The organism is Echinicola arenosa (genome assembly GCF_014841125.1).
Taxonomy (GTDB): domain Bacteria; phylum Bacteroidota; class Bacteroidia; order Cytophagales; family Cyclobacteriaceae; genus Echinicola; species Echinicola arenosa.
On record NZ_JACYTQ010000002.1, the window covers coordinates 686766 to 700286 of the forward strand.

General features: G+C 40.0%; 8 protein-coding genes. 3 read left to right on the forward strand and 5 right to left on the reverse strand.

Going from position 1 to position 13521, the window contains the following annotated elements:
* Positions 1–72: 72 nt before the first annotated feature.
* Positions 73–1827, reverse strand: coding sequence for an aspartate--tRNA ligase (aspS, locus tag IFO69_RS07595; protein ID WP_192009462.1), 1755 nt, complete (start codon positions 1825–1827; stop codon positions 73–75).
* A gap of 282 nt (positions 1828–2109) precedes the next feature.
* Here aspS and IFO69_RS07600 point away from each other — a divergent pair, with 282 nt between their 5' ends.
* Positions 2110–3396, forward strand: a complete 1287-nt coding sequence (locus IFO69_RS07600) for a peptidoglycan DD-metalloendopeptidase family protein (RefSeq protein WP_192009463.1) — start codon at positions 2110–2112, stop codon at positions 3394–3396.
* A gap of 56 nt (positions 3397–3452) precedes the next feature.
* On the opposite strand, the gene IFO69_RS07605 is transcribed toward IFO69_RS07600, so the two are convergent.
* The 3 genes from IFO69_RS07605 to IFO69_RS07615 are packed head-to-tail and all read right to left on the reverse strand — an operon-like array spanning position 3453 to position 10279.
* Positions 3453–6149 carry an OmpA family protein gene (locus tag IFO69_RS07605; protein WP_192009464.1) on the reverse strand — a complete coding sequence of 899 codons (2697 nt, stop codon included), beginning with the start codon at positions 6147–6149 and terminating at the stop codon, positions 3453–3455.
* A 2-nt stretch (positions 6150–6151) separates the two neighbouring features.
* Positions 6152–7126, reverse strand: a complete 975-nt coding sequence (locus IFO69_RS07610) for a PorP/SprF family type IX secretion system membrane protein (protein ID WP_192009465.1) — start codon at positions 7124–7126, stop codon at positions 6152–6154.
* A 15-nt stretch (positions 7127–7141) separates the two neighbouring features.
* Positions 7142–10279: a DUF7507 domain-containing protein gene (locus tag IFO69_RS07615; RefSeq protein WP_192009466.1), complete on the reverse strand. Its 3138-nt coding sequence runs from the start codon at positions 10277–10279 to the stop codon at positions 7142–7144.
* Between the two features lie 534 nt (positions 10280–10813).
* On the opposite strand from IFO69_RS07615, the gene IFO69_RS07620 reads away from it, so the two are divergent.
* Entirely contained in the window at positions 10814–12253 is a 1440-nt protein-coding gene (locus tag IFO69_RS07620; protein ID WP_192009467.1) for an aldehyde dehydrogenase family protein, read from the forward strand.
* Here IFO69_RS07620 and IFO69_RS07625 read toward each other — a convergent pair.
* Positions 12239–12730, reverse strand: a complete 492-nt coding sequence (locus IFO69_RS07625) for a DUF6702 family protein (protein ID WP_192009468.1) — start codon at positions 12728–12730, stop codon at positions 12239–12241. The two genes, IFO69_RS07620 and IFO69_RS07625, sit on opposite strands and share 15 nt — an antisense overlap.
* Before the next feature lie 178 nt (positions 12731–12908).
* Between IFO69_RS07625 and IFO69_RS07630 the strand changes: the two genes are divergently transcribed.
* A complete protein-coding gene (locus IFO69_RS07630; RefSeq protein WP_192009469.1) occupies positions 12909–13490 on the forward strand; it encodes a HupE/UreJ family protein in 582 nt (193 codons plus the stop codon).
* Positions 13491–13521: the final 31 nt, after the last annotated feature.

Sequence of the window (13521 nt, forward strand, 5' to 3'; positions counted from 1 at the left end):
CCTAACTGATAAAAAATGAAAAGGCAGGAATTTGAATAATTCCTGCCTTTCTAATTTGTATGGATTTTTCTATTACTTTTTCAGCGCAAGTTGAATGCTCAACTCTTGAAGTTGTTCATCCGCAATCGGGCTTGGTGAATCGATCATAACGTCTCTTCCTGAGTTATTTTTAGGGAAGGCAATGTAATCCCTAATAGAGTCACTACCTCCAAAAATAGCACAAAGACGGTCAAAACCGAAAGCAATACCTCCATGTGGCGGCGCTCCATACTCGAAAGCTTCCATTAAGAACCCAAACTGGGCTTGTGCTTCTTCATCTGTAAACCCAAGGTGCTTAAACATGGTCTTTTGGGTATCACGATCATGAATCCTAATGGATCCACCTCCGATTTCAACACCATTGATGACCAAGTCATAAGCATTGGCCCTAACAGCTCCTGGGTCAGACTCCAGCAAAGGAATGTCTTCTTTCTTGGGAGAAGTGAAAGGGTGGTGCATGGCATGATATCGCTTAGTTTCCTCATCCCACTCCAACAATGGAAAGTCCAGTACCCAAAGAGGCTTGAATACATTCCTATCCCTTAGGCCAAGGTCCGTTCCCATCTTCAACCTCAATTCTGACAATTGCTTTCTTACAGCATTTTTATCACCTGATAGAATCAACATCAAGTCACCTGGATTGGCACCCATTTTATCAGCCCAGGCTTTTAAATCTTCTTGGCCATAGAATTTATCGACAGAAGACTTAAAAGTACCATCTTCATTACACTTTACATATACCAAGCCTTTGGCACCAATCTGAGGGCGTTTCACCCACTCCGTCAGGGCATCCACTTGTTTGCGGGTATAGCTGCCTGCTCCTGGAGCACAGATCCCAACAACCAACTCAGCTGCGTCAAATACATTGAAACCTTTGTTTTGAGCCAATTCATTTAGCTCAACAAACTTCATATCGAATCTTAAATCAGGCTTGTCATTACCATAATATTTCATGGCATCAGCGAAAGTCATTCTTTCCACCTCAGGCAATTCCACCTTCTTCACCGTAGCGAAAAGATGTTTCACCAAACCTTCAAATGTCGTCAAAATATCTTCTTGATCCACAAAAGACATTTCGCAGTCTATCTGGGTAAATTCAGGCTGTCTGTCAGCCCTTAAATCCTCATCTCTGAAACACTTTACAATCTGAAAATAACGATCAAAACCACTGACCATCAACAATTGCTTAAATGTCTGTGGTGATTGAGGCAATGCATAAAACTCACCTTGGTTGATTCTACTCGGTACCAAAAAGTCTCTTGCCCCCTCTGGCGTAGATTTGATCAGCACAGGCGTCTCCACTTCCATGAAGTCTTCACCATCCATGAATTTCCGCGTCTCTTGCATCATCCGATGTCTCAATTGAAGCTTTTCACGAACCACTCGTCTTCTCAAATCAAGGTAACGGTACTTCATCCTCAATTCCTCTCCACCGTCAGTCTCATCTTCGATCACGAAAGGAGGTACTTTAGAAGCATTCAACACCTTAAGCGCTGAAGTTTTAACTTCAATGTCTCCTGTAGGAATCTTCTTATTTTTAGAAGTTCTTTCAATCACCTCTCCTTTGGACTGTATTACAAACTCCCTACCTAAGGAGGCTGCTTTGTCCAAAAGTTCCTGATCACTGGAACCCTCTTCAAAAATCAATTGGGTCACGCCGTAACGGTCTCTTAAATCGACCCATACCAATCCGCCTTTGTTACGAACGCGCTGGACCCAACCAGAAAGCGTCACTTCCTTGCCCACATCCTCTAAACGCAACTCTCCACAAGTATGTGTTCTTAACATATTTTTAATTTTTTATTCGATATCAGTCGCCAAAGATAATAATTCGAATAACAGTTTACTATTACGATAATAAGTATCCTTGGATTTTTGCTTTCTTTTTTCAAAAGACAGTAAAAATTCCCGACATTTGCCATACCTAAATCACACCACCCAGCGTTAATTTCTTGAATATTTTAGGAATCCAACCTTATGGTTCCAAAAATTGAAGAAAACACTTGCAATTTGACCGAAATTTAAATTTATTACAAGATCATTACAACATCCAAAAATCACAATTAGGGAATGAAGAAATCATGGATTGCAGCCGCCGGAGTAGTGCTGCTAACGGCCGGAGGATATGGACTTTACCATTTCAATCTTCAGCCAAAAAATGAAGAAGTGGCAGAGGAGGCTACAGCAGCATTGGAAGAGCAGGCTGTAGTGGAAGAAAATTTGCTTTATGGTATTGATGTTAATGAACTGGATGTAGTAGAAGGAGTAGTAGGAAGAAACCAAACATTATCCACCATCCTCGCTCCCTTTAACGTCTCTTACCAGATTATTGACCAAATCGCCAAAAAGTCCAAGGATATTTTCGACGTCCGAAGGATTGCTTTCAATAAAAAATATACTGTCCTGACCTCTCGAGACAGTAGTGCCGAAGCAGAATATTTCATTTACGAACCCAATGCGGCAGAGTTTGTAGTTTACAAACTGGATGGAAACGATATTTACAAAGAAGCCAAACCTGTAGAAATCAGAAAAAGGGAAGTGGCAGGACAAATTACTTCTTCCCTTTATGTAAACATGACCGATCAGGGTGTCACCCCTGATTTGATAGATGAATTTGCTGACCTTTATGGTTGGAGTGTTGATTTTCAGCACCTTCAAAAGGGAGATAAATTCAAAGTAGTTTATAATGAAAAGCTTGTAGAAGGAAAGGTTGTTGGCGTAGAGGAAATCCAGGCAGCTTTCTTCGAGCATAAAGGACAACCCTATCATGCCATCCCATTTGAACAAAACGGACAGGTGTCCTTCTTTGATGAAAAAGGCAACAGTTTTAAAAAGGCCTTCTTAAGAGACCCTGTTAAGTTTACACGCATTAGTTCCCGCTACAACCTGAGAAGATACCACCCTGTGCAAAAAAGATATAAAGCGCATTTAGGTACTGATTATGCCGCTCCTAGAGGAACTGAAATAAGGGCAGTAGGTGACGGGACCATCATTGCCGCAAGCTATACAGGTGGAAATGGTAATTACGTAAAAGTAAAGCACAATGGCACCTATACCACCCAATACCTTCACATGTCCAAGATTGCCAGTGGAATCAGAAATGGCGTCAGGGTAAAACAAGGTCAAGTGATTGGCTACGTGGGCAGCACAGGCCTAGCCACTGGCCCACATTTATGTTTCAGATTCTGGAAAAACGGCAAGCAAGTGGACTGGCTTAGAGAAGACATCCCTCCTTCCGAGCCCATTGCCGAAGCTAATAAATTGGCTTTCGAAAGGGTAAAAGCCGAGAAACTGGAGCAATTGGCAGCCATCCCTTATGCAGAAGGCAAAGACGAAAGGTTACTTACAACGAGATAAAAAAAGGAGGTCAATTGACCTCCTTTTTCATTAATGTAATATTTGGGTTTTATTCCTCAAAGGACCATCACCCAAGCTCCTTCAAAGCCTGAAGCAATTACCTGATCCAAATCCACTAAAGCCATTTGGAGATTATCATATTTAGCAGCATAACAATAATAGAGACCTGTACCTGGATCAAAAAAGAACCCTCCTTTTTCAAGACCCATATCTTTATTCCTCTTAGAAAATACTGTTGCATTATCAGCAGAAGAAAATACTCCAGTGATCACATAGGTCCCCTTTAGCTTCTCTTCCATGCCACTATCCTGAAGATAGCTGATCTTCTCCTCCACAATTTCTTCATTGGAAGCGTTGATGTTTTTCTCATTCAACATCAACTTGATCTCTGTTCTTCTGTTAAGCTGATGTTCGGCTTCAGTACATGGTGTTCCTTGACAATCATGCACAGGCCTGGTTTTTCCATACCATGAATAGGATACTCTACCTTCGTCAATACCTCTCGCAACTAAAAACTGGCGAACTACCTCCGCTCTTTTTTCAGACAGTCCTTCATTATAGGCTTCTGAGCCCCTAATATCTGTATGACCTTCCAAAGCCAACTGGATGCCTTCCCGCTCATTCATCAATAAAAGTAAGCGCTCCAATTGCTTGATGCCTTCAGGCCTCAAATTGTATTTGTCAAAATCAAAGTAGATGGTTGGCACATTCATCTGAATGCCCAAATTGGGCTGATCACAAAGATCCAATAAATCTTCTGGAAGCTCATAATCCCTGTTTTCATCTGCAAAAGCCATCAGTACAAGTTCACTTCTTCTATTTAGCTGATGGGACCTTTCAGGGCACGGGACTCCATCACCACAATCCACTGCCAACATTTTTTCGCCAAACCATTCCTCATGAACCCGCTCCGTCGCTATCCCCTTGGTCGCCAAATAAGCAGCAACCGCATCAGCCCTGTCATTACTAAGCTTGTCATTGTATTCATCAGAAGCCCGGGCGTCGGTATGGGAGCGCACCATCAGATCCAAATAATCATGCTCATCCATTAGACTGGCCAATTTGTCCAAAATCGGCTGTGCATCAGAGCGGATAGAGGATTTGTCCAAGTCATAATAAACCAAATCTACAAATACCGTGGTCTTATAAGGGATAGGAACCAAAGTGTATTCTCTCTCCAAGAGCGTTCCTTCCATGCCCTCTGTATTGATATCTTCATCATGCACCGGGAAATAACCCCTTTTGGAAATCTTAAGCTCATAGTGGCTCTCAGGGCTTATATTGGCTTTCACTTCTCCTGCCGTTTCTCGATCCAGGTCCATAGTCTTAGCAGCGTCCTTTTCAATAAACTCTGCCACAAAACCATCCGTAATCAAAGCACCATCACAATCTTTCACCCTTCCCAAGAACCTTCTGAACATGTCTTTAATCATATAAATGTCATCCAGCCCTTTTCCTCCTGACCTATTGGAAGAAAGGTATTTGGTACCTTCTTCGGACAAAGTCATCGCAAAATCATCCTTGGGGGAATTGTAGGGAACTCCCATATTTTTCACATTGCTAAAGGTTCCATTTTGATATTTAGCTGAAAAAATATCCAGCCCCCCCAGTCCAAAGTGCCCATTGGAAGAAAAGTAAAAATTATTTCCAAACAGGTAAGGGTCTCTTTCATCTCCTTCGGTATTGATATCAGGACCAAGGTTTTTTGGTTCCCCAAAGTTAAACTCCTTATCATATTCCACCACATAGATGTCAAAGCCCCCATAGCCACCTTCCATATCTGAAGCAAAGTAAAGTTGGTTACTGTTCTCATCCAAAAAAGGATTGATCAATGAATACTTCAATGCATCATTTAAGGGAAATGCGCTATAATCCGAAAACTCACCATTTTCCCCTATCTTGCTGTAATAAATCTCTGGGTGATAATCTATAAATTCATCTTGCGACTGTCCATAGTCCATTTCTGGATTGACCTTTCTGGTTTTTACTTTTTTGCCATCTACCCTCTTTACTTCTCTGGTAACCGTATAAAAAGCCACAGCCTGTTGTTCCAAAAAGAAGGGGTCAGCAAAATGATAACTATCAGGAACAGGTGAAGTCACTGTTGCTACTTCTCCCTCTTTGTTCATTTTGTATACCGTAAGAAAATCCCTGCCTGTCCATTCATAGGTATCTTCATTGATTTTGTTGCTTACATCAAAACGAATGGCTGCTTTCTTACTGTGCCCGGCATCTCCCCGATCAGAGGCAAAATACTTATTTCCCTGTCCATCCACTACCATTCCAAAATCCGCTGATGCCGAATTCAATGAATCCAGCCCCACTGCTTCGACAGAGGAGGGCTTATCATACCAGCTCATCAAAGAATCCAAGTTGATTTTGTCCAATTTCCCTTCACTGGTGATCGTATCCATAGCCAGAACTACCTCATCCATTTTGCCTAATTGATTGGCTGAAGCAATAAAATTTACAAAATCATTGGTGCTGGCCTCTTCAAATCCAACAGTGGTCTTCCACCACTCATAGGATTGATCATAATCATTTAGCTTTTGAAAGCTCATCGCCGCGCGCTGAGCTGCCTTGTACTTTCCCTTTTTCTCAAAAGCCTTGACATAAACTTCTGCAGCTTCTTCATAATTAAAAAGCTCATATTGTTTGTCAGCATACCGAAACAATGCATTTTGCGCCATGGCATTGTGGTGAATCATGGTCACCACTACCCCGGCAAATAGAAGTCTAAAAATTGTTTTCATAACTAAAACCATCTTGGGTTGTTCATTCTTACATTCTTAGGAGTAATATAGTACCCTACCGATATTTCGTGGGAGTTATTCCTTAAATTACTCAAAACATTTGTATTATGATCATAAGCATACCCAATTCTTAAGTTATTGGTGGCAAAAATCTCTACGATAGCTGCAATAGAGTTCCGCTTGCTTAAGTCCTCCTGTAAGGCTTCATTACCGTTCCCCATATTGGAGCGATACGATCCTCCTACCCATAATGTCTGCATAAAAAGGAACATTCCATTGATATCATAATTGGTGGCTGCTCCTTGTTCTTCTTTTATCAATATAGATGGTTTGAACTGAATATTCTCTGATATAGGCAACATGACCCCTGCGGTCAAATAATAATGGAAGTTATGGTATGCCAAAGCTATGTCCTCTCTCTCCAAAGCTTTTTGACCGACCAAGTTGTAAACACTTACTCCAGCATAAAAACGTTGAGTATTGAAGAAAATACCAGCATTTAAATTAGGTGTAAACATATTGGTCTTTCCTTCTGGGATATTGTTATCCCCAAAGTCATTTGGGTTCAGTAGGTCACCATCCATGACATACTCAGATACACCTGCACTTACACCCAAGCCTAAAAAAGACTCATATCCAGTTTGGATTCTATAGGCATAAGTCAACATTCCTGAGTTTGTTTGTGTAGGCCCGATCTTATCTGACATGATAGAAGCTCCAAAACCCATCAGCCCTTCATTGGCACTCAAATCTGCCGTAACGGTAAAGGTTGTAGGGGCTCCTGGAAAATTCACCCACTGACTTCTATAAGTCGATTGAATATAAGGCACTCCTTTGTATCCTGCATAACCAGGATTTACATGCAGCCCATTGAAAATATACTGGCTGAATTGTGGCAGCTGCTGGGCAAAAGTACCCTGAGTAGTATTAAAGAATACTGTCAGGGAAATTACGAGAATTTTAAAAATATTTTTCATCTCTATATCAGCTTATTAATTATCGAATTTACTTCCGTTCTTAATCACTTGGATCCACCCTTTGAAGGTATGTACTTCCCCTAGGCTATCTGTCACTGTCAACACATAGAAGTATGCTCCTGCATTTAGGCCTTTCGCCGCCCAATCTTGTTGGTATCCTTTGGTTTCAAATACATGGTCTCCCCATCTATTGAGAATTACTATTTCATTTTGCTCAAATTTACCAAGCCCTTTGATCACAAATTGATCGTTCTTGTTATCCATGTCACCCGGTGTGATTACATTAGGGATAAAGAAGGTTTCTATTCCATTCTGATCACTGGCAGTATTGTCTTCGGGGTTCTTGTCCTCCTCTGCTGATCCTACCACCGCTTGATTTATAATCACCCCTGGCTCCATAGCCTTAACCTTAAGGGTAATGGTTATCTGCCCACCAGCAGGAAAGAAAGGTACTGACCATGTAATTTGTTGACCCTTAGCAGTCATTTCAGCAACTATTTCACTACTATTGGCTGTATAGCTCGCGCCTACCATGGCAACGTTGGAAGGAAGATTGTCTGTAATTATTACATCAGTAGCATCGTTCCCTCCGATATTATTTACTACAATCTCATAGTTAAATTCATCTCCTTCGTATACTTCAACTCCAAATGAGGTCTTGGTAATGCTCAAGTCCACTTCTTCATTTTCAACAAGGACAGTGGAAGCCTCTTCTCTGAGTTCGTAATTTCCAGCCTGTAGTGTGACAATATTAGTTGCTTCGCCTTCTGTAGTGGCCATCACTTGAATTTCGAAGAATATGGTTTCTCCAGCTTCGATTCGATCAATTACCCATGTCAATTCTTCTGTGGCCTCCAAAGTAGTGGAGATAAAAATCATTTGGGCTGGTAATAGATCTTTCAAAATCACATTTTCCACTGCAAACTCACTGTTATTGGTTAAAGTGATGGTGTAAGTAGCCATTTCTCCAAGGTCTAAACTGGCCACGTCAACTGTTTTACTTAAGGACATCGAAATCGGTCTTACCATGATATTGACCTCTGCCGTTCCACAAATCACTTCTGGAAGGCTATTGTCACATACTTGGTAGGTAAATGTGTCTGTACCGCTAAAGTCAGTATCAGGAACATAAGTGACCGTTCCGTCAGCATTTATGGTCAGGCTGCCATGGGAAGTTTCACTAATGATGGTCAGGCTGTTTGGATCCAATGGATGGATGGTTGTCACATCGTTGGCAAGAATGTCAAAAGTGATCTCTTGGTTCATATTTGTAATCACCTGATCATCCATCGGCATTACTTCATTCGCCTGAATTCTAAATGTTACCAAGGCCTGATCTTTATTACTCGGATTGAGTTTTTCCCTTAGCTCATAGCGCAAAGTATATGCTCTTGACGCAATGTCTGGAGGTAAAGTCAATATACCTTCTTCATCAACTTGAAGCCCAATGATACCATCTAGGTCAATGAACTCAAAGTCCACATCCTCTGGGTTGATTTCACTGTTATTAAATAAATCATTTAATAGTATGTTTCCGAAAACCCTACCCGTGGAACTGTTAAAAACGCCAAAATCATCGTCATTTGCTTCAATCGGTGTAAAGGAAGCTATAGATTCTTCAGAAGCACTGTCACTTACATCTTCTCCATTTGGATCCTCAGCATTTACATGTGCTGTATTGACTACTTTTCCTTCCTCCAAGTCTGTTTGTGTCACCTTATGCACGGTAGTGAAAGCAGTGCTGCCTCCTGGCGCAAGACTGGCCAATACGCTTTCAAGCCCAGTCATTGGATCGGTAACTTTTATATTGCTCAAGGTCACATTTCCTGTATTGGTCACGGTCAAGGTATAAGTGATTTCTTCACCCAAAACACTATAGCTTTCTTTGTCCGCCACTTTTGTAAGCTCTACAGCTGAAACACCCTCCTCCAAGGAGATAGTCTCTTCATCAACTGACTTTAATTTGTGGTTTTTCGCGCAGGTAGCATGCCCTGTTGCTATGTTGGTAATTTCCCCACCGGCATCAATATCCTCTTGCACTATTTCATAGCTTGCTATAAAATCAATGCTTTTACCTGGCTCTAGACTTGGCACCATTGTCGGCATTATTTCACTTATTGCCCCTTTGCCGGGATGATCATCTGTCACATAGACATCCGTAACTGTTGTGTTTCCTGTATTAGTTATTCGATAGGTATAAGTAACAATTTCTCCTACTTTAAGAGCTTCAGTTTTGTCCGCGGATTTAACCATCTTTATGCCAATGACTTGCTCCACTTTTGTTACGGCATCATCACATTTTTTTTCTGCCTCATTACTGCTCACAACTGCTTTATTGACCAACTTCCCTCCTCTATCAATATCGGATTGGGTCAAATCATAAGAAGTTTTATAAACCCATGATTCATTAGTATCCAATTCTCCATCTTGATCTTCATCACCACTCACTAGGCTTAATGGTACATCTCCGTTGGTCATTTCATCCATCACATTTACACCTGTCAAGCTTATTTTTCCAGGATTAGTGACTGTAATAACATAATTCAATGTTGTAGGCAATGAAACGGAGGTTTGGTCAACCTCTTTTTTAATTTTAATATTTGCTGGATTGTCGGCTAAAATATAATCACCCAAAGATTCCACTTGAATAAAAGGATAATCATTGCAATCATAAGAAGAGGACAAATCAATATCACTAGAATTTGTCCATACCATTAATGGCTTGCTCAATTTGAGTTCATGACCACATACCCATGTAAAAGAATAGGGTAAGGTCATGATTTTAGAACCACTATCAGCAGCAGGGACTTTCCCCAAAAATAAATTCAAGAACTCGACATTGCCTCCATTCTTAAAATCCAAAAAGACTCTCGTATTTTCAGTAGGTAGATTGGATTTAGTCTTATACCGCACTGATATAAATACGTTGTGCTTTTCGCCTGACAAACAGTCTTTTTCCTCTTGGGTAAAAGGTACCCCTGATTCATTACTAAGGTAAATGTCTTTAATTATGTAATTATCTGATGTACCTTCCAGTCCACACGACCTGAGATCAAGAAGTGTATTTTGATTCTGGGCTTGTGAATCAATTCTTGTCAATAAACCAATTAGACAGAAAAAGATTAAACCGAAACATGTAGTATATGATTTCATAACTGTCTTTTTAATTCAGAGAGGATATATGATTATCGACCCCGTTATTGTTCTTTAGATCAAAAACCCTAATATGATTACACACCGGTTGACTCAAAAAAAATACTTTCTTAGTATTCCCGGCACCTGATGACTGCACCTGCCCACCCTTGTTCAGCTTTTCGTAGAAAAATTGACTGAAATCAATACTTATCGAATGGATAAAGATGTGTTGGCTTTGGTAAAAATTTCTTTCCATATTCGTGTTTGTTTCTATTCAAACCAGCACTCAGAAGCCATTAAAACAACTTTGAAGACTTATTTTTGCTGTTCAAATACATTATTTTGCTATAAAAATACTTTTTTAGTACTTTCCTACCAAGAAAAACGTGGTTTATTTTTTTATGAAATACATTTATTAATTTTCCAATTTCATTTTTTAGTATTTAAAATAACAATTAAACAATAACCCCTTTTAACACCTAACTAACTGATAATAAGCATACTTAACACGAAAGATTAATTTTTCCTATCTTGATAAAAATCAAAAAAATCATGAAATCTGAATTTTTAACTGATAATCAGCGCCTTACGGATATTTTCAATTCGCAAAAGCAAAAAGCTATCCAACTACGGCATTCTTCTTTTACAGAAAGAGCAGAAAGACTCAAGGTACTGAAAGAGTGGATCAAAGAGAATCATGAAGAAATCGAAAAGGCTTTATACGCCGACCTTAAAAAACCAAGTGCAGAAACAATGGTCACCGAAACAGGATATGCTCTGGTCGAAATTAACTTGGCCATTAAGAAGCTGAAAAAATGGATGTCACCTAAAAAGGTAAAAACACCCATTCACATGCTGGGAACCAATTCATATATTCGGACAGAACCACTCGGAACAGCCTTGATCATTTCCCCATGGAACTACCCATTTAATCTCTCTATTGGTCCGGTGGTGTCCGCCATTGCGGCTGGATGTACTATATCATTGAAACCATCTGAATTGACCCCACATACTTCTGCGCTTTTAAGAAGAATGATGACAGAACTGTTTGATGCTGATCTAGTAGCTGTTTTTGAAGGAGGAAAAGAAACTGCCCAGGCTTTATTGCAGCTTCCATTTGACCATATCTTCTTTACAGGAAGTACTTCCGTGGGAAAAACGGTTATGAATGCCGCTTCCCGAAATCTCTCAAGTGTCACCTTGGAACTTGGAGGTAAATCACCGGTAATCATAGAAAAGGACTATGATCTCAAAGATGCGGCTAAAAAGATCGCTATTGGTAAGTTCCTCAACTGTGGTCAAACATGCATTTCACCAGATTACTTATTGATACATGAATCCCAAAAAGAAACATTTCTTAAGGACCTACAAAGTCAAATCAATAAAATGTACAATCCTAAAAACAAAGGGTTTATAACTAATAAAGATTATGGAAGGATAATCGAACAAAAGCACCTCAACAGACTGCAAAATCTCCTTGCTGATGCTCAAACGAAGGGAGGTCATATTGAATTTGGTGGTGACATTGTGAAGGAAGAAAACTATATGGCACCTACCATTATCAGTAATATGTCCGAAAACATGCTCCTAATGCAGGAAGAAATATTCGGCCCCATTTTACCAATACTTACCTATCACAACATTGAAGAGGTAAGCCATTTATTACAATTAAAACCCAAACCCCTTGCGCTTTATCTTTTTACCAAAGATGAATTTGTAAAAGATCATTTCCTTAAAAACACCAGCTCAGGCACAGTGGTGATTAACGACTGTTCCATCCAATACATGCAAAATGAGTTGCCTTTTGGAGGTGTCAATCATAGTGGAATTGGAAAATCCCACGGATATGCTGGTTTTTTGGCTTTTAGCAATCAAAAATCAGTTGTAGAGCAAAGAAAGGGAAAAACACTTCCGCAACTGCTCTACCCCCCTTATGACCTCAAGACAACCGGTCTGATCAATACCTTCAAAAAGTGGTTACTCAAAGGCTAAGGTTCCACTCTCGTGATCCTTATACAGTATCAGCGTTTTAGGGGATTTATCTACGTAAAAATTAACCATATTCCTTTGATCCGGGAAATAATGGATCAGAATGTCATTTTTGACCATGACAGTATGCGGCCTAGAAACCTTTTTGGCCTCCATATAAAACCAAGCGGCATCTTCTTCTATTTCATAGCCGATATAGGAAAGCTGAGCGGTATCTCCATTGACCAAGATATGATTCTTATCAATCAGGTATTTCTCCACAAGTTTTTCTAACTTCTGAGGATTTTCTGGATTCAAAAAATCCACCCTATTGCCTTCTTGTTCACTGAGAACATCTTCAAAATCATCCCAGAAAATCTTCTGTGCGACCTCAAGACTCGCTGATTTTTCATTGTAGTTGATATCGGTCACGCTAATGTAAAAAGGGTGGAAAAAAACCATCCATCCTAGTATCGAGATAACTATATAATTATATAACATTTAGTTACTGTTTTCTACTTTTTGTCCAAATTTAGCATTAATATTACAACGCTGTTTTTCTAACCCAAATAAAACTAAGCCCAAGCCCTTCTTGATTGACCTATAGGGTGGTTAGTTTTCACACCGAAACCTGACTTCTCTGGGGATGTATCATGCTAAAGGACAAACGAATGTATTCATGAATCAGTTTCAAGCGTATTTTAATTTAGGGATAAAACATATTCTAGACCTAAATGGATTTGACCACATTTTATTCATCATTGCGCTTTGCGCTATTTATCTATTAAGGGATTGGAAAAAGATCCTTGTTTTGGTTACAGCCTTCACAATTGGGCATTCCATCACACTCGCGTTGGCAACCCTTAAGATCTTCAGTGTAAACTCCAACTTAATTGAATTTCTCATTCCGGTGACCATTGCGGTGACCGCTTTCTTCAATATACTTAAACCACGACCTTCAAGTGGTAATGGCATTCAGGCAAACTATGTATTTGCCCTTTTCTTCGGCCTGATCCACGGACTTGGTTTCTCCAATTATTTAAGGTCTCTTTTAGGTAGGGAAAACTCTATTTGGGAACCTTTGTTGGCTTTCAACCTTGGTATTGAAGTAGGACAGTTGGCCATAGTTGCCATATTTATCATTGTATCTTCTATCGCCATTGGCATCCTTGGTGCCAATAGGAAAGAGTGGGCATTGGTCATCTCCTCTGTTGTACTCGGTATGGCCATTATGATGATCTTGGACGCGATATACTGGTAAGAAAATAACCCAAATAGCCATTTCTAATTGC

Excerpts from the sequence above, each read along its gene's own strand:
- IFO69_RS07620 (WP_192009467.1), top strand. The coding sequence starts at position 10,814 with ATGAAATCTGAATTTTTAACTGATAATCAGCGCCTTACGGATATTTTC.
- IFO69_RS07610 (WP_192009465.1), bottom strand. The coding sequence starts at position 7,126 with ATGAAAAATATTTTTAAAATTCTCGTAATTTCCCTGACAGTATTCTTT.
- IFO69_RS07615 (WP_192009466.1), bottom strand. The coding sequence starts at position 10,279 with ATGAAATCATATACTACATGTTTCGGTTTAATCTTTTTCTGTCTAATT.
- IFO69_RS07630 (WP_192009469.1), top strand. The coding sequence starts at position 12,909 with ATGAATCAGTTTCAAGCGTATTTTAATTTAGGGATAAAACATATTCTA.
- IFO69_RS07600 (WP_192009463.1), top strand. The coding sequence starts at position 2,110 with ATGAAGAAATCATGGATTGCAGCCGCCGGAGTAGTGCTGCTAACGGCC.
- aspS (WP_192009462.1), bottom strand. The coding sequence starts at position 1,827 with ATGTTAAGAACACATACTTGTGGAGAGTTGCGTTTAGAGGATGTGGGC.
- IFO69_RS07605 (WP_192009464.1), bottom strand. The coding sequence starts at position 6,149 with ATGAAAACAATTTTTAGACTTCTATTTGCCGGGGTAGTGGTGACCATG.
- IFO69_RS07625 (WP_192009468.1), bottom strand. The coding sequence starts at position 12,730 with ATGTTATATAATTATATAGTTATCTCGATACTAGGATGGATGGTTTTT.